This window comes from Rothia sp. QJM3NY_36 (genome assembly GCF_056173115.1).
The window spans coordinates 218,795-239,868 of the sequence record NZ_CM149658.1 but is presented as its reverse complement, the minus strand read 5'-3'; the positions used below and the strand labels follow the sequence as shown (position 1 = coordinate 239,868).

The 21,074-nt window shown below is 68.9% G+C and carries 14 protein-coding genes and 4 pseudogenes; 11 read left to right on the top strand and 7 right to left on the bottom strand.

Annotated elements, in window-relative coordinates:
* The first annotated feature begins 65 nt into the window (after window positions 1–65).
* Window positions 66–1,502, top strand: a complete 1,437-nt coding sequence (locus tag AC0VXQ_RS01060; RefSeq protein WP_242650360.1) for a sodium:solute symporter family protein — start codon at window positions 66–68, stop codon at window positions 1,500–1,502.
* A gap of 115 nt (window positions 1,503–1,617) precedes the next feature.
* Here the strand turns inward: AC0VXQ_RS01060 and AC0VXQ_RS01055 are convergent, their stop codons facing one another.
* Window positions 1,618–3,279 carry an NAD-dependent malic enzyme gene (locus AC0VXQ_RS01055; protein ID WP_058730455.1) on the bottom strand — a complete coding sequence of 554 codons (1,662 nt, stop codon included), beginning with the start codon at window positions 3,277–3,279 and terminating at the stop codon, window positions 1,618–1,620.
* Window positions 3,280–3,597: 318 nt separating this feature from the next.
* Here AC0VXQ_RS01055 and AC0VXQ_RS01050 point away from each other — a divergent pair, with 318 nt between their 5' ends.
* Window positions 3,598–5,214: a thiamine pyrophosphate-binding protein gene (locus AC0VXQ_RS01050; RefSeq protein ID WP_439709795.1), complete on the top strand. Its 1,617-nt coding sequence runs from the start codon at window positions 3,598–3,600 to the stop codon at window positions 5,212–5,214.
* 271 nt (window positions 5,215–5,485) lie between these two features.
* Here the strand turns inward: AC0VXQ_RS01050 and AC0VXQ_RS01045 are convergent, their stop codons facing one another.
* Window positions 5,486–6,877, bottom strand: a complete 1,392-nt coding sequence (locus tag AC0VXQ_RS01045) for an IS1380 family transposase (protein WP_061225559.1) — start codon at window positions 6,875–6,877, stop codon at window positions 5,486–5,488.
* A 111-nt stretch (window positions 6,878–6,988) separates the two neighbouring features.
* A pseudogene (locus AC0VXQ_RS01040) lies at window positions 6,989–7,240 on the bottom strand (transposase); the annotation flags it as partial.
* A 140-nt stretch (window positions 7,241–7,380) separates the two neighbouring features.
* On the opposite strand from AC0VXQ_RS01040, the pseudogene AC0VXQ_RS01035 reads away from it, so the two are divergent.
* Window positions 7,381–7,797 (top strand): annotated as a pseudogene (locus AC0VXQ_RS01035) (IS21 family transposase); the annotation flags it as partial.
* 26 nt (window positions 7,798–7,823) lie between these two features.
* Window positions 7,824–8,625: pseudogene (istB, locus tag AC0VXQ_RS01030) on the top strand (IS21-like element helper ATPase IstB); the annotation flags it as partial.
* Between the two features lie 85 nt (window positions 8,626–8,710).
* Here istB and arsA read toward each other — a convergent pair.
* Entirely contained in the window at window positions 8,711–10,468 is a 1,758-nt protein-coding gene (arsA, locus tag AC0VXQ_RS01025; RefSeq protein ID WP_061225587.1) for an arsenical pump-driving ATPase, read from the bottom strand.
* 28 nt (window positions 10,469–10,496) lie between these two features.
* Window positions 10,497–10,919 carry an arsenite efflux transporter metallochaperone ArsD gene (gene arsD, locus AC0VXQ_RS01020; protein ID WP_008598604.1) on the bottom strand — a complete coding sequence of 141 codons (423 nt, stop codon included), beginning with the start codon at window positions 10,917–10,919 and terminating at the stop codon, window positions 10,497–10,499.
* 112 nt (window positions 10,920–11,031) lie between these two features.
* Between arsD and AC0VXQ_RS01015 the strand changes: the two genes are divergently transcribed.
* The gene (locus AC0VXQ_RS01015; protein ID WP_061225555.1) at window positions 11,032–11,379 is read left to right on the top strand and encodes an ArsR/SmtB family transcription factor; all 348 of its coding nucleotides are present in this window, start codon (window positions 11,032–11,034) and stop codon (window positions 11,377–11,379) included.
* 27 nt (window positions 11,380–11,406) lie between these two features.
* Window positions 11,407–12,801 (top strand): FAD-dependent oxidoreductase, encoded by a 1,395-nt coding sequence (locus tag AC0VXQ_RS01010; protein ID WP_061225554.1) that lies wholly within the window; start codon window positions 11,407–11,409, stop codon window positions 12,799–12,801.
* Window positions 12,802–13,161: 360 nt separating this feature from the next.
* On the opposite strand, the gene AC0VXQ_RS01005 is transcribed toward AC0VXQ_RS01010, so the two are convergent.
* A protein-coding gene (locus AC0VXQ_RS01005; RefSeq protein ID WP_099049741.1) for an IS3 family transposase occupies window positions 13,162–14,396 on the bottom strand; the annotation gives its coding sequence in 2 pieces (ribosomal slippage) (window positions 13,162–14,087 and window positions 14,087–14,396; 1,236 coding nt in all).
* Window positions 14,397–14,571: 175 nt separating this feature from the next.
* Between AC0VXQ_RS01005 and AC0VXQ_RS01000 the strand changes: the two genes are divergently transcribed.
* The 5 genes from AC0VXQ_RS01000 (at window position 14,572) to AC0VXQ_RS00980 (ending at window position 20,806) form a co-directional block, all read left to right on the top strand.
* Complete coding sequence (locus AC0VXQ_RS01000; protein ID WP_058730458.1) at window positions 14,572–15,267, top strand: response regulator transcription factor; 696 nt, start codon at window positions 14,572–14,574, stop codon at window positions 15,265–15,267.
* 83 nt (window positions 15,268–15,350) lie between these two features.
* Complete coding sequence (locus tag AC0VXQ_RS00995; RefSeq protein WP_475528795.1) at window positions 15,351–16,406, top strand: sensor histidine kinase; 1,056 nt, start codon at window positions 15,351–15,353, stop codon at window positions 16,404–16,406.
* A gap of 35 nt (window positions 16,407–16,441) precedes the next feature.
* Entirely contained in the window at window positions 16,442–17,920 is a 1,479-nt protein-coding gene (locus AC0VXQ_RS00990) for a multicopper oxidase family protein (RefSeq protein ID WP_058730459.1), read from the top strand.
* A 175-nt stretch (window positions 17,921–18,095) separates the two neighbouring features.
* Window positions 18,096–18,401, top strand: coding sequence for a hypothetical protein (locus tag AC0VXQ_RS00985; RefSeq protein WP_040159608.1), 306 nt, complete (start codon window positions 18,096–18,098; stop codon window positions 18,399–18,401).
* Window positions 18,402–18,469: 68 nt separating this feature from the next.
* Window positions 18,470–20,806, top strand: coding sequence for a copper-transporting P-type ATPase (locus AC0VXQ_RS00980; protein ID WP_058730460.1), 2,337 nt, complete (start codon window positions 18,470–18,472; stop codon window positions 20,804–20,806).
* A 113-nt stretch (window positions 20,807–20,919) separates the two neighbouring features.
* Here AC0VXQ_RS00980 and AC0VXQ_RS00975 read toward each other — a convergent pair.
* Window positions 20,920–21,045, bottom strand: a pseudogene (locus tag AC0VXQ_RS00975) (transposase); the annotation flags it as partial.
* Window positions 21,046–21,074 lie beyond the last annotated feature (29 nt).

Here is a 21,074-nt window from a genome sequence, read left to right as displayed (position 1 = left end):
CGCACTTCATCCAGACTCAGGAGACCCACGTGAACGTCGCCGTCATCATCCTGTATCTGCTGCTCATGCTGTTTCTCGGCTGGGTGGGCAAACGCCGGGCCCGCAGCACCGAGGACTACCGGGTGGCCGGGCGGCGCCTGGGCCCGGTCTTCTACACGGGCACCATGTCCGCAGTGGTGCTCGGCGGGGCGGCGACCATCGGCGGCGTCGGGCTGGGCTGGACCTACGGGCTGTCCGGGGTGTGGCTGGTGACGGCGATCGCCGTGGGAGTCATCGTGCTGTCCCTGCTGTTCGCGGGCCGGCTGCAGCGGCTGCGGGTGTACACCGTCTCCCAGATGCTGGGGCTGCGCTTCGGCGGGCGGGCGGTGCGGGCCTCCTCGATCGTGATACTCGGGTACACCCTGATGCTCGCGGTGACCTCCACCTCGGCCTACGCCAGCGTGTTCGGGGTGCTGTTCGGCATCGACCGCGCCTGGGGGATCGCCCTCGGGGCGGTCGTGGTCATCGGGTACTCGATCCTGGGCGGGATGTGGTCCATCACCCTGACGGACCTGCTGCAGTTCGCGATCATGACGGTCGGGATGTTCCTCCTGCTGCTGCCCTTCTCCCTGCACGCCGCGGGCGGCTGGTCCGGGCTGGAGCAGCGCCTGGACGCCGCGCACTTCGATCTCGGGGCGCGCGGGCCCGGGTACATCGTGACGATGTTCGTGGTCTACACCCTGGGCATCCTGGTGGGCCAGGACATCTGGCAGCGGGTGTTCACCGCCCGCTCCCCGCAGGTGGCCCGCTGGGGCGGGACCGCCTCGGGCGTGTACGTGCTGCTGTACGGGGTGGCCGGGGCCGTGATCGGGATGGCCGGGGCCGTGGTGCTGCCGGACCTGGCCTCCGGGGATGAGGCCTTCGCGGCCCTGGCCGAGGGCTACCTGCCGGTGGGCCTGGGCGGGCTGGTGCTGGCCGCCGGGGTGGCCGCGATGATGTCCACCGCTTCCGGGGCGCTGATCGCCTCGGCCACGGTGGCGCGGGTGGACGTGGTGCCGCTGCTGCGCTCCCTGGCCGGCGGCGGGTCCGCGGCGGAGGACGCGACGTCGCACCCGGACACCGAGCAGCTGTCCCTGGAGGTCACCGGGGAGTCCGAGGCCGCGATGGCCCTGGACCGGTGGTACGTGCTGGGGCTGGGCGTGGTCGTCACGATCATCGCGATGCTCGTGCCCAGCGTGGTCACGGCGCTGACCATCGCGTACGGGATCCTGGTGGGCGGGCTGCTCGTGCCGATCCTGGGGGCGCTGGTGTGGCAGCGGGCCACCGGGGCCGCCGCCGGGTGGTCCATGGTCGTGGGCACCGTGGGCGTGCTGGTGTCCATGGCGGTGTTCGGGGTGGAGGCCAACGCCCCGATCTACGTGGGTCTGGCGGCCTCCCTGGTGGTGTTCGTCGGGGTCTCCCTGGCCACCCCGCCGACGCCGCGGCACGTGCTGGGCGCCTGGCGGGAGCGCCTGGCGCGGTAACCCCGCGCGCCCGCGTCCCGTACCCGCCGCCCCCCCTGCGCCGAACCGTCGCCGCCGTGGGTTCTGACCGGGTCAGAGCCCACGCCAGCGACGGTTCGGCGCATCTCCTTCAGGATCAGTGCGCCGTCGTCGGCAGCTCCTCCGGGTAGGCCGGCCACCACATGCGCTCCTGGACCGCGGCGATCACGTTCTCCGGGGCGTTCTCGGCGACGCCGGCGCGCACGGCCTCCTCGACCACGGCCACCGCGACCTTCGCGGAGGAGGCCCGCAGGTTCTCCACCGGCGGCAGGATCGGGGCGCCGGGCTGGGAGGCATCCACCTGGTCGGCCACCGCGGAGGCCGCGGCCAGCAGCATCCCGTCGGTCACGTGCTTCGCTCCGGCGACGATCGTGCCCAGGCCCAGGCCCGGGTAGAGCAGGGCGTTGTTGCCCTGGCCGAAGCGGTAGGTGGTGCCCTTGTAGTCCAGGTCATCCACGGGGATGCCGGCGGCCACCAGTGCGCGGCCGTCGGACCAGCGGATCACGTCCTGCGGCATGGCCTCGATGCGGGAGGTCGGGTTGGACAGCGGCAGGATGATCGGGCGATCGCACCCGTCGGCCATCGCGGAGACGACCTCCTCGGTGAAGGCCCCGTGGTCGGTGGAGGTGCCGATGAGGATGGTCGGCTTGACCTTGCGCACCACCTCGGCCAGCCCGACCTTCCCGTCCTGGCGCTTCCAGCTCTTCACCTCGTCGGCGGGGCGGGCGTAGGCCTGCTGGTAGTCCGGCAGGTCGTCCATGTCGTCGGTGACCAGGCCGTTGATGTCGATCAGCCAGATCCGGGCGGTGGCCTCCTTCTCGCTCAGCCCGTCCCGGATCATGCCGGCGCGCAGCTGGTCGGCCATCCCGGTGCCGGCGGTGCCGGCGCCGTAGACCACGACCTTCTGGTCGGAGAAGTCGGTGCCGCTCACCCGCATCCCGGACATCACGGCGGCGGTGACGATCGCGCCGGTGCCCTGCATGTCGTCGTTGAAGATGCGGTAGTCCTCAGCGTTGTCCTGCAGGATCCGCCGGGCGTTGGAGGGGCCGAAGTCCTCGAAGTGCAGCAGGGCGTGCGGGAACAGCTCGGAGGCGACCTTCAGGTACTCCGCGATGAGGCGGTCGTATTCCTTCCCGCGCACCCGGGCGTGGCGGTTGCCGAGGTACGTGGGGGAGTTCAGCAGGTCCTCGTTGTCGGTGCCGGCGTCCAGGTTCACGGCGATCACGCGGGAGGGGTCGATGCCGGCGGCGGCCGTGTAGATGGCGAGCTTGCCGATGGCGATGTCGGTGCCGTTCACGCCCCAGTCGCCGATGCCGAGGATCTGCTCGGCGTCGGAGCAGACGATGAGGTCGACGTCGTCCGGGCCCAGGCCGAGGGTCTGGAAGCTCTCCCGGATGTCCTCGATGCGGTCCACGGAGAGGTAGACGGCGCGGGACTGGCGGTAGTCCTGGGACCAGTTCTCGATGGCCTCGCCGATCGTGGGGTCGTAGACGATGGGCAGCAGCTCCTTGAGGTGGTCCACGAGGAGCTTGAAGTACACGGTCTCGTTCCGGTCGTGCAGCTGGTCCAGGTAGATGTACTTCTGCAGGTTCGTCTGGAACTGGCCGAGCTGGGCCCAGCAACGGGCGGCCTGGGCGTCCAGGGTCTCCACTCCGGAGGGCAGGCGTCCGGTCAGGCCGAGCTGCCTGCGCTGCTCGTGGGTGTACGCGGTGCCGCGGTTGATGATGGGGTCCGTCATCGCTTCGGGACGCAGGGCCATGGGAAATCACGCTCCTGAGGTGGTTCGGGCGGAACCCGGCGGCTCCGCCTCGGTGCTTCCATTCTCGATCGTAGGCCCGCGTTTCTGGGAGCATCCAGGGAATTCCTCGCGCGATATCCGGCGTCGTCTGCGTCACGCCGCGGGTTTCCTCCCGGTAGACTCCAGTTCATCCACAGGCAACAGCCGGCTCCCGCGTCGGCGCCCCCGAGCATCCCGATCCGCAGCACCCGCAGGAGGCCTGACGTGACCCAGCACCCCGAGACCGCGCCCGACGTCGCGACCCCCAGCGCCGTGGCCGCCCCGGACGACGGCGCCGAGGTGCGCACCGAGCCCCGCCGCAACGCCGGCTACGCGATCCTGAAGACCCTGCGCGGCTACGGCATCGACACGGTCTTCGGGATCCCGGGCACCCACAACCTGGAGTTCTACCGGCACCTGGAGGGCCTGGGGATCACCCCGATCACCACCCGGCACGAGCAGGGCGCGGCTTACGGCGCGGACGGCTGGTCCCTGACCCGGGGGCTGCCCGGCGTCGTGATCACCACCTCCGGGCCGGGCCTGCTGAACTCCCTGTCCGGGGCGGCCACCGCCTACGCCGAGTCCCGGCCGATGATCCTGCTCTCCCCCGGGCGCCCGCGCGGGCACGAGTTCCGGGACATCGGGGCGCTGCACGAGACCAAGAACCCCACCGGCGCGGTCGGGGCGATCGTGGGGGTGTCCCGCCGGGTCAATTCGGCCCTGGAGGCGGTGGAGATGATCCACAACGCCTTCGTGTCCTTCGCTCACTCCCGGCCGCGGCCGGTGCACATCGAGGTGCCGATGGATGTGCTCGCGGAGGAGGGCGGCTTCGAGGAGGCGGACCTGGCCCCGCGCCCGCTGGGGTCTCCACAGCCGGCCCCGGCCCACGACGTCGCGCGGGCGGCGAAGCTGCTGGCGGCCTCCGAGCGTCCGGTGATCGTGGCCGGCGGCGGCTCCCTGGCGGCGGGTCCGGCGCTGCTGGAGCTGGCGGAGCTGCTGGAGGCCCCGGTGGTGACGTCGGTGAACGGCAAGGGCGCGATCCCGGAGAAGCATCGGCTGTCCCTGGGGGCGGATCTGCGGCTGTCCGCGATGCACGAGTTCTGCCGTTCTGCGGACGCCCTGCTGATCGTGGGCTCGAAGATCGGGGAGGCCGAGCTGTGGGAGGGGGATATCCGCCCGGCGGGCCCGGTGATCCGCCAGGACATCGAGCGCTCCCAGATGCTCACCAACATCACCCCGGACCTGGAGCTGCCGGGCAATTCCGCGGCCGTCGTGCCGCAGCTGGTGGAGGCGCTGCGCGCCGAGCTGGCGGGGAGGCCGGCGCGGCCGGAGCGGGATCTGCGGGAGGTCTTCGACGCCCTGGATGAGGAGGGTCGGGCGATCGCCCCGGAGCTGGCGCAGCTGAATGAGCTGATCATGGAGGTGCTGCCGGAGGACACGATCATCGCCGGGGATTCCTCCCAGGTGACGTACATGGGCACCACCACGTTCTACCGGGCGCAGCGACCGAACTCGCTGCTGTTCATGGCCACCTACTCCACGCTGGGCTACGGCCTGCCGGCGGCAGTGGGGGCGAAGGTGGCCGCCCCGGAGCGTCCGGTGGTGTGCCTGCTGGGTGATGGCGCGCTGATGTTCGCGATCCAGGAGCTGATGACGGCGGTGGAGCAGGAGCTGGATCTGCCGATCATCTGCGTGGACAACGGCGGCTACGGGGAGATCCGCGCCAATGAGCGGGCCGCCGGGCTCGCCCCGGTGGCGGTGGATCTGCGCCAGCCGGACTGGGTGAAGCTCGCGGAGGGCTTCGGCGCCGTGGGCGTGGAGGCCACCATGGACACCCTGGCCGACGCCGTGCGCACCGCCCTGCGCACGCGCGGCCCGTCCCTGATCCACCTGAGGATCGGCCGGACCCTGAAGTAGCCTCGGTTCGCGGCGGCCCGCCAGGACCTCGGTTCCCGGCGGGCCGCTTCCCTGCCGACCCAAGACGCAGGGACGGAGGCACCCCTGGATACGTACGCCCTAACCCGGATGTTTCATCGGGCAGCGGCGCCGGTGTGACGGGCGCCGCTGCCGTTGAGATCGGCTGATTCTTGCAGGTGGGTACGACAAGGGCCGGGATGTCGCTTCCGGTGGGCGTCGTCTTCCACGGAACGAGGACGGTGCTGGCTCGAAGGGACGGGGGTGGCGCTGGTCAGGGTGGGGCCATGGTCGCGAGTTTGTCCCATGCGGTGGTGAACAGGACTGCCCAGGACGCGGTGTCCTTGATGTGGAGAAGACGTTGACGGGCGGATCGCGCGAGTGTTGCGGCGATGGTGAACAGACGGTGCCGCAGTGTTTTGGGTTCCCACCGGCGGGCGGCGTGTCCGTTCAGGGCGAGCATTCCCATCCAGGCGAGCAGATCGTTCGCGAGTTGCACGATGAGCAGCCAGATCCGGTTCTGGGCGAAGCCCTGCAACGGGAGGTTGTGCAGGCCGGTGTCCTTGGCGATCCGGATGCGGTCCTCACACCTGGCCCGCCGACGGTGGCGTAACTCCAGCTCAGCGAGCTGTCCACGCTGCGTATTGGTGACGAACGCGGTCAACCGGTAACCGTCGATGTCCTCGAACCGCAGCTGAGCTCCGGGGTGGGGACGTTCGCGACGGACGATGACGCGCATGCCCGGCGGGTAGCCCTTCAGCGTGAGCAGGTCGGTGAGCTCAGCCACGTGCGCGCCCTCACGCACGGCCCCGTCGGCGTCGTACGCCGGCTGCCACACGCGCTCGGGCACGAGCCGGTACAGCTGCGGCATCGCGGCCGGCAGGGTCCATCCGATCGAATACGACACCCCGCGCCGGTGGCAAAACCACAACAGGTCACGGGTGCCACCAGCGCCATCGGTGCGGATCAGGACCTTCTTACCCGGCCTCCTCGGGTTGATCCCTGGTGTGGCGGCCAGCGCTTGCTTGATGACTGTCTCGTGGTCCGCGGCCGTGTTCGATCCGGCGTTGCCCGGGCGCAGGAGCACCGCCAACGGTTCCCCGGTGCCGTCGCCGCCGTGGTCCACGAAGGCGCACAGCGGGTGGAACCCGTAGCCGCGTTTGAACGTCGGCGCAGCCTGTTCCTTGTCCGAGTGCGCCGTCACCAGAGTCGCGTCAAGGTCAATGACCAGCGGATTCGCCGCTGACGCGTCGTGGCTCGGGGCGCGGTCACCGGCCAGACGCCACGCGTGTTCGCGCGCTGTGGCACGGGCTCCAGCGATGGCCTTCTCGGCCTTGTCGACCTCAGCGGCCAAGGCCGCGATAGTCCGGCTGATCGTGGCGTCCGAAGCGACCGGCCCGTACACGCCGGGTTCGGCCCGCAACAACGCCGCGTCTCGGCACGCGTCCCCACCCAACGCCAACGAAACCGCCAGATCCGTCACGACCTTCGCCGGATCGTGCCTGACCAGCGGCTTCCGCCATGGTCGCAGCGCCTCCCTCAACGCCACATCCAAGCCCGAGACCCGCACCGTGCGCGTCAACAGCACCCCGCCCGCATGCGCCACCGCGGGAACGTCCGCAGCATCAACCCGGACATGCGGGTACAGCCCGCTACGCTTACTCACCTGAGAAGTGCCCCTCTGATCCTGCAAGTATCGACTTCAGCAATCGACATCCTTGCAGGTCAAGGGCACTTCTCGCGTTCAGGGGTCACCTACCCCCATGAAATCTCCGGGCTCGGTCCAGGCGTTGCGCCAGAGCCTGATCATGGCTGGGTAGGCCTTGCCCCACTTCTCCGCGAACTCCTCGAACGCTGCCTCGGCCGCCTCCGGGGTGGGGGCTTCGTAGACAGGCCTGAGGTTGACGGCGATCTCGGGCCAGTGTCGCTTCGACGCGTAGCCGAAACTGTTGCGCAGCAGGTGGATCAGACAGGTCTGTACCTTCGCGGCCGGGAAGACCTGTCCGATCGAGTCGGGCAGGCCCTTGAGTGGTTGTGCCAGCTTGGTTCGGCCCCGTTGTGACGGCCTGATCTGGCCCCGCGTGCGACTTGCCGGGGTGTTGATGGTCTGAATTGGCCCCGCCCCTCCACGCTGGTCCCCATCCACTGGTGTGAGGCGAGGAGGCCGAGATGGGGTCACGAGTGCAGCTGTACGCCGACATCCACCACGACGCGCGAGTCGATGGCCTGTCCATCCGCGAGCTCGCGCGCAAGCACGGGGTGCACCGCCGCACCGTCCGCCACGCACTCGCCGCAGCCGAACCACCACCCCGCAAGAAACCGGTCCGCACAGCACCGCGCCTGGACCCGTACAAGCCGGCGATCGACCAGATGCTGCTCTACGACCTGACCGCCCCGCGCAAGCAGCGCCACACCGCCACGAGGATCCTGGACCGGTTGCGTGACGAGCACGGCGCCACCGACCTGTCCTACTCCACGGTGCGGGACTACGTCCGGGTCAGGCGCGCGCAGATCGATCTGGAGGCCGGGCGCCGGGTGGAGGCGATGGTGCCGCAGGACCACGCCCCCGGCGCGGAGGCCGAGGTCCACCACCACACCCAGACAGGAACCCCATGACCACGAACACCAGCAGCTCCCGTCAGGGCGGTCTTCGTCGTCGTCACGGCCTCACCGAACAAGCCGCCCAGGCCGCGATCGACCAGGCCTGCCGCCGCCTACGACTGCCCACCATCCGGTCCGTCGTCGATGAGGCGATCACCACCGCCACCAAGGAACAACTCACCTACCAGGGCTTCCTCGCCGAGCTGCTCCTGGCCGAGGTCGACGACCGCGACCGGCGCTCTACCCTGCGCCGTATCAAGAGCGCCGGATTCCCGCGCGAGAAGTGGCTGGCCGACTTCGACTTCACCGCGAACCCGAACATCAACCCCGCCACCATCAACGAGCTCGCCACCGGCGACTGGATCCGCCGCGGCGACCCGCTGTGCCTGATCGGGGACTCCGGCACCGGCAAGTCCCACCTGCTCATCGCACTCGGCACCGCCGCCGCAGAACAGGGCTACCGCGTCCGCTACACCCTCGCCACCCGGCTCGTGAACGAGCTCGTCGAAGCCGCCGACGAGAAACAACTCACCAAGACCATCAACCGCCACGGCCGCGTCGACCTCCTCGTCATTGACGAGCTCGGCTACCTGGAACTCGACCGGCGAGGCGCCGAACTGCTGTTCCAGGTCCTCACCGAACGAGAGGAAAAGAACGCCATCGCGATCGCCTCCAACCAGTCCTTCTCCGCCTGGACCGACACCTTCACCGACCCCCCGCCTGTGCGCAGCAATCGTCGACCGCCTCACCTACAACGCCACCATCATCGAAACCGGCACCAACTCCTACCGCCTCGCCCACACCCGAGCCCGACAGGCCGGGTGGCACCCTGCAAATAGGCAGTCGCCTACCGCCGGATCCACCAGTTGGGTCCGGCGGGTAGGCGTCACTCCCTGAGTCAGTTGCTGAGAGCGGTGAGCTGTTGCGTGCCGACGGGTTCGCGGGTCTGGGTGGGGATGACGGCCATGCGGTTGGTGGTGGCGGCCACCGCGTCCAGCTGCTGTTGCTCGGAGCGTGCGCGGGTGGCGAGCAGTGGGCTGGTGGGGTGGGCTGCCGCGAGGGAGTTGTTCACGACCCACGCCCACGGGTGGATGTTGGCGCGTTCCAGGTCGCTGGCCAGGGCCTGCGCCTCGGTGACGGGGGTGGTCTCGGGCAGGGTGACCACGATGATCTTGGTGTGGTCGGGGTCTTGGAGCCGCATCAGCGGGGTGGTGACGTGGCCGCGCTGGTCGTCGTCGAGGTGGCGGGTGATGTCGCGGTGGTAGGAACCGGTGGCGTCCATCAGGAGCAGGGTGTGGCCGGTGGGGGCGGTGTCCATGATGACGAACTGGTCGCGGGCCTTGTTCACGGCGCGGCTGAACTGCTGGAAGACGGCGATCTCCTCGGTGCAGGGGCTCATGAGGTCCTCGGCGAGGGCGGCGCGGCCGGCGTCGTCGAGCTTGGTGCCCTTGGAGGCCATGACGTGGTCGCGGTACTCCTGGATGGCCTTCTCAGGGTCGATGGCGCTGACCTCGAGCCCGTCGACGTCGTTGCCGAGGGTGGTCGACAGGTGCGCGGCGGGATCGGTGGTGGTGAGCAGGACCTTCTTGCCGCGCTGCACCAGGGCGATGGCGATGGCGGCTGCGACGGTGGTCTTGCCGACACCGCCCTTGCCCATCGTCATCACGAGCCCATGGTCGGCCTCGGCGAGCTGGTCGACCAGGCCGGCAAGGTACGGCTGCTGGCCGATGCCCTGCCCGCCGGTGTCCTGCGCGTCGGCCTGCGGGGCGTCCTCGTCGTGGAACAGGGTGGCGAGCGCCTCCAGGCCGACCATGTTGACGCTCTTGAGGCTCACCGTGTCGCGCGGCAGGGCTGCCAGGGCGGCAGGCATGGCAGCGAGCGCCGCCTGTTCGCGGTCGTGGATGGCGCGGGACAGGTCGTCGGTGGCGGCCGCGGCGGGCAAGACGCCGTTGACGACCAGGTTGGCGGCGTGGATGTCGAGCTCGGCGAGCTCGTCCAGGGTGCGGGCGACCTCGCGCAGCGTGGACTGCTGGGCCCGGGCGACGAGCACCAGGCGGGTGCTGGTGGGGTCGGTGAGAGCCTCGACGGCGGCGCGGTAGGTGGCGCGGTTCTTCTCGAGCCCGCTCATGGGCCCCAGACAGGACGCGTCGCCCTTGCCGTTGTCAAGGTAGCTGGTCCAGCTGCCGGGCAGCTGCAGCAGGCGGATGGTGTGGCCGGTGGGGGCGGTGTCGAAGATGACGTGGTCGTAGCCGGCGGTGGCCTGGGTGTCGGCGAGCAGGTCGGTGAACTCGTTGAACGAGGCGATCTCGGTGGTGCAGGAGCCCGACAGCTGCTCGGTGATGGCCTCGATCTCCTTGATGGGCAGGACCGCGCGCACCGGTTCCAGGATCTTGTTGCGGTAGGCCTCAGCGGCCTCGTCGGGGTCAATCTCCAGCGCGTCGAGGCCGGGCACCTGCGGAATCGGGGTGATCTTGTTGCCGATGGTGGCACCGAACACCTGGGCGATGTTGCTCGCCGGGTCGGTGCTGACCAGCAGCACCCGCTTGCCCTGGTGGGCGAGGTGCACGGCCGTGGCGCACGCGATGCTGGTCTTGCCGACACCGCCCTTGCCAGTGAAGAAAAAGTGCCGGGGCGGGTTGTCGAGAAACTGGGTCACCATAATCTCCTGAAAGTTCGAGTCGGGGTCAGCAGCAGCCGGACACGGTGCTGGTAGTGGCGGGCTGCCCACAGCAGCCAGTGGACGCGGCGGGGGCTTCCTGCTGCGGGCCGCAGCATCCGCCCTGGGGCTGGGCGTCCTTCGTCGGGTTCAGGCCGGCGTAGCGCTCCAGCTCGTCGCGGCGCGGGTGGCGGCCGGCCAGCACGGTGACGTCGTCGACCAGCGTCAGGGGTAGCCCCTCGGAGCCGGCGGCCTGCAGGAACTTGACGACCACGGGGTGCTCCGCGAACTGCGCCGGCTCGCTGGCCAGATTGGCGCGGTGGACGTCCACCCCCTGCGCCTTGAGGGCGTTGACCGCGGCGGTGAAGTCGACCAGCTCCTGGTCGAGGTCGGGGCCGCAGACCCCGGTGTTGCAACACAGTGCAGGTTCGAAGACACGGATGACGGGCATGGGAAACCTCCGGCTCGGGTGGAGGACGACCATCACGCATTGATGACCGTCGATATGAGTGAGCATGGCACACATATCGACAGGTGTCAATATGAGCGGGTAGCATGTCTGCATGACCGAACTGCTGGAAGCCCCGATGGCCGCCGCCGAGGCCTGCGCGCCGGGTGGTGGCACGATCTCGATGGAGCAGGCGGAACGGGTTGCGCTCGTCGTGAAGGCGCTCGCTGACCCGGTGCGGCTGCGGATCCTGCACCACATCGCGGCCAGCCGGTGCTCCAGCGTGTGCGCGTGTCACATGTCCGAGGTGTTCGGCGTGACCCAGCCGACGCTGTCACACCACCTGAAGAAGCTGGTCGAGGCCGGGCTGGTGGACAAGGAAATGCGCGGCAAGTGGGCGCACTTCACCCCGCGACCCGAAGGGCTGGCCGCGTTGCACGAGTACCTCGCCATGCTGGGCTGAGGCCCGGCGACCCGAAAGGACATCCCCATGCACGTTGTGTGCGTCGGCGGCAGCGATGCCGGCATCTCCGCGGGGCTGCGTGCCCGCGAACTCGACCCGTCGACCGAGGTCACCGTCGTGGTGGCCGACGCCTACCCGAACTTCTCCATCTGCGGGATCCCCTACTACATCTCCGGCGAGGTCGGAGACTGGCACCACCTGGCACACCGCACCCGCGCCGACCTGGAGGCCGCGGGCCTGCACCTGCTGCTCGACACGCGCGCCACCCGCATCGACGTCGACGCCCGTCAGCTCGAGGCCATCGGACCCGACGACACCCCCGCCCTGGTCGACTACGACGCGCTGGTGGTCGGCACCGGCGCCCGGCCCGTGCGTCCCCCGATCACCGGACTCGACACCCTCGGCGCCGCCGACGGCGTCCACCTGTTGCACTCCATGGGCGACACCTTCGCCCTGGGCGACTCCCTCGGGAAGCTGCAGCCGCGCACCGCCTTGGTTGTCGGCGCCGGCTACATCGGCCTGGAGATGGCCGAAGGCCTCACCACCCGCGGCATCCACGTCACCCAGGTCGAGGCCGCCCCCGAGGTACTGTCCACCCTCGACCCCGAACTCGGTACCCTCGTCCATGCCGAACTCGTGCGGCACGGGGTCGATATCCACACCGGTACGAGCGTCACCGGCATAGCCAAGGGTGCTGACGGCCTGCACGTGACCGGTCAGGCCAGAGACGGCGAAGCCCTGTCGTGGGATGTGGACCTCGTTCTGGTCGTGGTCGGTGTCACCCCCGAGACCGACCTGCTCGTCCGATCTGGAGCACAGACCGGGCCCCGCGGTGCGGTGCTCGTCGACGAGACGATGGCCACCGGCCTGCCACACGTGTGGGCCGCCGGCGACTGCGTCGCCACCCACCATCGCCTGCTCGGCACCACCTACCTCCCACTGGGCACCACCTCCCACAAACAGGGACGGGTCGCCGGCGAGAACGCGCTGGGCGGCAACGCCCGATTCGCGGGCAGCATCGGCACCCAGGTGCTCAAGGTGTTCGACCTGGTCGCAGCCCGCACCGGGCTGCGGGAGCACGAAGCCATCGCCGCCGGGTTCGACCCCGCCAGCACCACCTCGGCGCCCGACGACCACAAGGCCTACTACCCGGGATCCCACCCCATCACCATCCGCATCACCGGCGACCGCGCCACCGGCAGGCTGCTAGGTGCCCAGCTCGTCGGGCACCTGACCACCGAGACCGCCAAGCGGGTCGACACCTACGCCACCGCGCTCTTCCACGGCATGGACGTGGCCGGCATCAATGACCTCGACCTCGCCTACACACCGCCGCTGGGCTCGCCCTGGGACGCCATCCAGATCGCCGCGCAGGCATGGGTGACCCAGCACCAGCCAGCGAGCACTCGCGCCCAACCCTGACCCCCTGCAGTAATGAGCGCCCCCGCCGAGCGTGAACCCCGGGGGCGCTCCTCAGCGCGCGCTCACCACCCGCCCACACCCCCGACGGGCCAATCGTCAGCACGCCGCCGCCAAGCCATCCCCGCCCCCGCCATGACAGGTGACCTCCACCCGGCCTAGCTCCACGGCCGCACCCCGACGCACCCGAAAGGGTTGAATCTCGACGACGAACACCCCGTGACTTGTCATATTGACGGTTGTCTATATAATGAGGACGTTCATATCGATGATCGTCAATGTGAGGTAGTCATGGCCGTAAACACCACCGAACCACCGTCCACAGGGCCTTGACCCCGAATCGTGGACACGGTGTCGTTTCGGTTATGCCGCTTCCGTGAGCGTAGCGGAGGCGGCGGTTTCGTAGGCATTCGGGACGATGTTGCCGATCGCGGAGTGGCGTCGGCGGGTGTTGTAGCGGTTCGCCCATCGAAACACGGCCCGGTAGGCGGTGGGCGCGTCGGGGAACGCGGCGCGGCCTTCGAGCAGCTCACGCTTGAGGGCCGCGTTGAGGCTTTCGGCGAGGGCGTTGTCGGCCGATGAGCCGACCGCTCCCATCGACTGTCTCACCCCGAGCTGCTCGCACAGCGCTGCGTAGGACTTCGATGTGTAGACCGAGCCGTGGTCGGAGTGGAACACCGCCCCGGCCAGCGTCCCACGCTCGCACCAGGCGACCTTCAGCGCGTCCTCGACGAGCTCGGTGCGCATGTGCCCGGCCATGGCCCATCCGATCAGCTTCCGGGAGCCCAGGTCGATGCAGGAGGCGAAGTAGAGGTTCGTGCCGTCCTCGAGGGGCAGGTAGGTGATGTCACCGACGTAACGGCAGCACGGCGCGCCGATGCTGAAGTCGCGGCCGATCAGGTCGGGGAACCGCCTGCCGGACTGGTCCGGAATCGTGGTCCTCACGCGTTTGCGCAACCGGATTCCGGCCAGGCCATGCTCGCGCATCACCCGGGCCACGCGCTTGTGGTTGACCCGGTCACCGGCCGGCACGTCCTCGTTGAGGTCGGCCGTGATCCGGGGCGCGCCGTAGGCGCGGTCCCCGCCCCGGGCCGGGTCCTGCAGCACCCGGATCCGCGACACCAGCGCCGCGTCGGCCGCCGCCCTGGCCGCCCGTGCCGGCTCGGCGGCCAGCCAGGCGTAGAACGACGACCGGGCGATCTCGATGACCTCGCACAACCGCTTCACGCCCCAGGCGTCCTTGTGGTCCTCGACGAACTGGAAGCGGTTCACCAGTTCGTCTCCCCGGCGAAATACTTCGCCGCCTGGCGCAGGATGTCCCGCTCCTGGGCCAGCTTGGCCTGCTCGGCCCGCAACGCCGCGTTCTCGGCCTCCAACCGGGCGATCCTCGCCCCCGGCGACCCCGGCCGGCCCTGCGTCGGAGCGGCCGTGGCCGCACCCGCCGTCGTCCCGGAGCCGAACTTGTCGACCCATTCCTTCAACGCGCCCCGGGACACGCCCAGATCCGCTGCGATCCCTTTGAGCGTCGCGCCCGGGGTGGACTCGTACAAGTCCACCGCCCGGCGACGGAACTCGTCGGTGTAGTTCTTACTGGCCATCCTTGGATTCTCGCTTCTCCCAGCATCGTGCTGGGTTCCGCGTGTCCAAGATCAAGGGTCAAGCCCCGTGGCATGTCCGGCATGAACCACGACATGGGCAGCATGAACCACAACATGTCCCCGTCCTCGCAACCGACGAGGTGACGCCTGCTGGGTTTCGTGGTGAGATGGAGCCATGAGCGATGTGGCGCGCACTTCGGTGCTGGTGGTCGACGACGAACCGGTGCTGGCCGGCACGGTGAAGAACTACCTGGAACGGGCCGGCATGGCCGCAGACACGTGTGCAGACGGGAACGAGGCGGTGTCGCGGATCCGGGAGGAGCAGCCGGATGTCGTCATCCTCGACCTCGGCCTTCCGGGCCTCGACGGAGTGGAGGTCTGTCGCAAGGTGCGCACCTTCAGCGACTGCTACGTCCTGATGCTGACCGCGCGAGCTGACGAGGTGGACATGCTCATCGGGTTGTCCGTGGGCGCGGATGACTACCTCACCAAGCCCTTCAGCCCGCGCGAACTCGTCGCACGCGTCCAGGTGATGCTGCGTCGCCCGAGATCCACGGCTTCGGTATCCGTCGCCCGCAGGATCGGGGAACTGGTGGTGCATCCCGACTCGCGCGAGGCTTTCATGGATGGTGTGGCGGTGGACCTGACACGCACCGAGTTCGACCTGCTGAAGGCGCTGTCCGCGCATCCCGGACGTGTGTTGAGCCGGCGTCAGCTCACGGACATGGTCTGGGGCGAGGACTGGGTCGGCGACGACCATCTGGTCGATGTCCACGTGGCACACCTTCGCAAGAAGCTGGGTGAGGAGGCCGCCGATCCCCGCTACGTGCTGACTGTGCGGGGCGTGGGCTACCGGATGGGCCGAGGCTGATGGGAGGACGGCCATCAGAGCTGTGGCCCGGGTTGTCGTGGGGTCGACGGGTGGTGTGGACCCAGTTCGCCGTCCTGGTCACCATGAGCGTCACGCTGGTCCTGACCGCCCTGGAGATGGGCCCGCCGTTGTTCAAGAAGCACATGGCCGAGGCCGGGCACACCCAGCCCATGGTGCTGGACCATGCCGAGCGTGCCTTCCATGACGCCGGTGCGGCCTCCCTGGGATTGGGGCTTGCCGCCGCGATGATGATCGCGGCGGTGACGTCATGGGTGCTGAACCGCAGCCTCATCCGAGGGCTGGATGCCCTGGCCGAGGGGGCTGAGAGGGTCGCGCACGGCAACTACGACGACCCCGTGCGCATGCCGCCACTGGGGCGCGAACTCGAATCCGTGGCCCATGAGTTCAACCGGATGGCGGCCCAGATCGCGGCCACGGAGGCCACCCGACGACGCATGTTGACCGATCTTGGCCATGAGCTGCGAACGCCCCTGTCCGTGACGCGGGTGACGCTCGAGAGCCTCCAGGACGGAGTCGCCGTGTATGGGCCGGAGGTCCTTGAGGTCCTCCAACGCCAGAACGAGCGCATCACGGCGCTGGCGGCCGACATCTCCGAGGTCTCCAGGGCAGAGGAGGGGCGGATCCCCTTGGAACTACGGCTGACCCGCATCGATGACCTGGTGGAATCGGCGGTCACCTCGTCTGCGAAAGCCTGTGCCGAGGCAGGTATCCAGCTGGTGACCCGTGGCAACTGCCCCGTGGAGGTGGATGTCGACCCTGCACGCATCGGCCAGGTCCTGGACAACCTGCTGCGCAACGCCGTCCAGCACACGCCACGCGGGGGTGAGGTATGTGTGACGAGCTGGTCTGACACGGACTCGGTGTCCATCCAGGTCAGCGACACCGGCGCAGGCATACCCGCCGGTGAGGTGCCCCACGTCTTCGAACGCTTCTTCCACCAAGGATCACGCAGGGTCCGTGACGTCGACGGCGGAACCGGAGTCGGCCTGACCATCGCCAGAGCCGTCGCCCGGGCACATGGGGGCGACGTGCTGGCGGCCAGTCCGGGGGTGGGCTGCGGTGCGTCGTTCACCCTGGTGCTGCCACGAAGTCTTGATCGAATCTCCACACTTCCCTGACCCGGTCACAATGCGGGGCGGGAAGAGTCGTGGGCATGAACACGATCACTCGCCGACAGGCCTTGCTCGCCGGCCTCGGCCTGGCATCCACCAGCGCCCTGGCTGCATGCGGCGCCAAGCAGCCCTCCCCGGCCAGCACCACCCCGGCCACATGGGCCATCCCGACCCAGACACCACTCGCCACCCCGACCGGGGCGACGACCGTCACCCACACCCTGACCCCGCGCCCTGTCACCTTGGACCTGGGCGGTGTCCTGGCCAAGACCTGGGCCTACACCGACGAACTCGACGGGAACGTCCTGCGCGGCAAGGCGGGCGACCTGTTCCGGGTCACGGTCGACAACCAGCTCCCCACAGCCACCTCGGTGCACTGGCACGGCATTGCCCTGCGCAACGCCTCCGACGGTGTGCCTGGTGTCACTCAGGACCCCATCGCCGCCAAGAGTGCCTTCACCTACGAGTTCGTCGCACCCCATGCCGGAACCTACTTCTTCCATCCCCACAGCGGAGTCCAGATCGACCGGGGGCTGTACGCTCCCCTCGTGCTGGACGACCCACGCGATCCGGGCGACCACGACGCGGAATGGGTCCTGGTCCTGGATGACTGGACCGATGGGGTTGGCAAGTCACCGGATGCGATCTTCGCCGACTTCAAGGCCAACAGCGGCCCCCTGTCCCAAGGAATGAACCACGACATGGGAGGCATGGACCACGGCAGTTCCCCCTTGGGCGATGCCGGAGACGTGAGCTACCCGCACTACGTCGTCAACGGCCGGATCCCGGCCGCACCGCGCACCCTCACGGCACGCCCCGGGGACAAGGTCCGGCTACGGCTCATCAATGCCGGAGCCGACACGATCTTCAAGGTCGGCCTGTCCGGGCACCGACTCACCATCACCCACGCCGACGGTTTCGCCGTGCAGCCGGTCGAGGCGACGGCCATCTACCTCGCCATGGGAGAAAGGATCGACGCCACCGTCACCGTCGGCGACGGCGTCTTCGTGCTGCAGGCCGCCCCCGAGGGCAAGACCGGTACTCCCGCCCGCGCCATCGTCAAGACCGGCGCCGGCAGCATTCCGCCGGCCACCACCCGAATCCCCGAACTCGGAGGAAAGGCTGCCCTGGGCACCGCCCTGCGCGCCGCCGACGCAGCCAAGCTGCCCGACAAGGAACCGGAGCAGACCCTCGAGGTCCAGCTCAACGGCCAGATGAAGCCCTACGCCTGGGGCATCAACGGCAAGAAGTTCGGTGAGGACACACCCCTGTCGATCAGCCCGGGACAGCGGGTCCGGATGCGGATGACGAACATGACGATGATGGCCCACCCGATGCACATCCACGGCCACACTTGGTCCCTGCCGGGCAGCAACGGACTGCGCAAGGACACCGTGCTGCTGCTGCCCATGCAGACCATCGAGGCCGACCTGCAGGCCGACAACCCCGGAGCCTGGATGCTGCACTGCCACAACATCTACCACGCCGAGATCGGCATGATGACCAGCCTGCGCTACTGACCCCAGCCCACGCCGATGCGGTTCCCGCGTCACCCCGGGAACCGCACCGCCGCATGCCCGCACATGCCTCCGACGTCTTGGTCAAACCTTCATCATTTGCCCCGGTCCAGCTTCATGGACGCTCGACAGTCTGGATGGTGACGGCAGCCAGCCACACACGACGAAGGAGACCACCATGTACACAAGCCCCACCCAGCTCAACCGCAGTGACAGCGACGCTCCCCGCCCCGCCGCCGACCCGGTACTCGAGCCCGTGCAGCACCGGCACGATCCGAAGATGACAGGCCACGGCAAGAGCCACCACTGGATGCACCTGCTGATGTGTGCCCCGATGCTGCTCATCGTGGCCGGATACCTGTGGACAGGTCGTGCCAGCCTCGCCGCAGGCGGCGTCATGGCCGCCGTCATCCCCGCCCTCGGCTGCGTAGTGATGATGTGGCTCATGATGCGGATGATGAACCACGGGGCCGATCACCACTGAGCCAAGAACCTCGCACCACGCGCCCACCAGCACCACAGAGCACCACCACTCAACGGACGAGGAAGACCATGACCAGCCCTACCCCACCCGACGAGCCCATCACGGCTGAAGGGGACTCCTTCACCTGCCCCATGCACCCCGAGGTCACCAGTGACCACCCTGGCCGCTGCCCTAAGTGCGGCATGTTCCTCCAACCGGACGGACAGCCCCCCGCGCCAGCAGCACACCAGCACACCCACCCCGGGCAGCCTGCTGCCCACCAAGAGCACGGCGGGCAGAGCGCCCCGCCACCACAGGCCGACACCGGCCCACGCGATGGCGAATGGACCTGCCCCATGCACCCCGAGATCCGGCAGGATGGGCCGGGCGAGTGCCCGATCTGTGGCATGGCGCTCGAACCGGTCTCGGTGGGCGTCCACGACGGACCCAACCCAGAGCTGGCAGACATGCGCCGCCGTCTCCGCGTGGCAGCCGTGCTCAGCCTGCCCCTGGTGGTGCTGGCGATGGTCCCGGCCCTGGCCGTCGGGGCGTGGGTGCCCTGGGTCGAACTCGCGCTGTCCACCCCCGTGGTGTGGTGGGCCGGGTGGCCATTCTTCGCACGTGGCGCCCGATCAGTGGCCAGCCGGCACCTCAACATGTTCACCCTCGTCAGCCTCGGTGTGGGTGCCGCGTGGTTCTACAGTGTGGTCGCCGTCCTGGCCCCGGGGATCTTCCCGGCCATCATGCGTGATGACGGTGGCCGGGTCGGCGTCTACTTCGAGGCCGCCGCCGTGATCATCACCCTGGTGCTGCTGGGGCAGGTACTCGAACTGCGGGCACGCGACCAGACCTCGGGTGCCATCCGCGCCCTGCTGGACCTGTCGCCAGCCACCGCGCACCGCATCAACCCCGACGGAGAAGAAGAGGAAGTGCCATCCGCGGACCTGCAGGTCGGCGACCATTGCCGGGTCCGCCCCGGTGAGAAGATCCCAGCAGACGGCATTGTGGTCGACGGCCACGCCTACGTCGACGAATCCATGATCACCGGCGAGCCGGTACCTGTTGACAAGAACCCCGGCGACCGTGTGATCGGCGGCACCATCACCAGCGACGGCAGCCTGGTCATCGAGGCCACCGGCCTGGGCGCCGACTCGACCCTGGCCCGCATCGTCGACCTCGTGTCCCAGGCGCAACGTTCCCAAGCCCCCATCCAAGGGCTCGTCGACAAGATCTCCGCTGTGTTCGTGCCGGTCGTGATCGGCATCGCACTGATCACCTTCGCCGTCTGGGCCACGGTCGGGCCACAGCCCCGGCTACCGTTCGCGATCGTTGCTACAGTGTCCGTGCTCATCATCGCCTGCCCTTGCGCGCTTGGCCTTGCCACACCCATGTCCATCATGGTCGGGGTTGGTCGCGGAGCCCGCGATGGCGTCCTGGTCAAGAACGCCGATGCACTCGAACGACTGCAGAAGATCGACACCTTGGTGGTCGACAAGACCGGGACCCTGACCCAGGGCCATCCCAGCCTCGTCGACCAGAAGGTCGTCGCCGGCCACCACGCCGAGATCGTGCTGGCCATGGCGGCCGCTGTCGAGTCCGGGTCCGAACATCCCTTGGCCCGCGCGATCGTCGACGCGGCGCGAGAACGCGACGTCACCGTACCGACCGCCACTGCATTCACCGCCCACCCGGGTGGCGGCGTCGAAGCATTGGTCGACGGTCACCAGGTCATGGTCGGCAGCCCTGCCTTCCTCACGACCCAGCATGCCGACACGACCCCCCTGACCGACGACATCGACGCCTTCCGTCGCCAAGGAGCCACTGCCGTCATCGTGACTGTCGATGGTCAGCCTGCAAGCATCCTGGCCATCGCCGACCCACTCAAGCCCACCACCGCCCAGGCCATCGACGACCTACGTCACCGTGGCATGCGGATCGTGATGCTGACCGGGGACAACGCCACCACCGCCCACGCCATCGCCGACGAGCTCCACATCGACGAGGTGATCGCGGACGTGCTTCCGGATCAGAAGCATGGGCACGTCCAGCGGTTCCAGGAGCAAGGTCACACGGTCGCGATGGCCGGTGACGGCGTCAACGACGCCCCTGCCCTGGCCGGGGCGGACGTTGGCGTCGCCATGGGCACCGGGACCGACGTCGCCATCGAGAGCGCAGACGTGACCCTCCTCGGCGGCGACCTCGCAGCCCTGGTCAAGGCCCGCGACCTGTCCGTCGACACTATGCGCAACATCAAGCAGAACCTGCTGTTCGCATTCATCTACAACGTCATCGGCATTCCGATCGCCGCGGGAGTGCTCTACCCCGCCTTCGGCTGGCTGTTGTCCCCGATGATCGCCGCAGCCGCCATGGCCCTCAGTTCGGTGAGCGTCATCACCAACTCCCTGCGCCTGCGCCGACACCACTGACATGAACTGCCCCCCCATAAGCTGCCCGGAGTTCACTCTGGGTTGGCTTCTCGTGCCCAACCGGGGCCCAGCCAGACCGACAACCCGGGGCCAAATGAAGTTGACATAGCCACCTTGAGCCCGTCACAGACCACGAAGAACACGTCCTTGACCCCGCGGTTCTTCAGTTCGGTCAGGCAGGCGAACCAGAACTTCGCCGACTCCCCGTCCCCGTTGCCTGGCCAGATCCCCAAGATGTCCGGCTCTTCGTAATCGAGGAGGTAGGTGC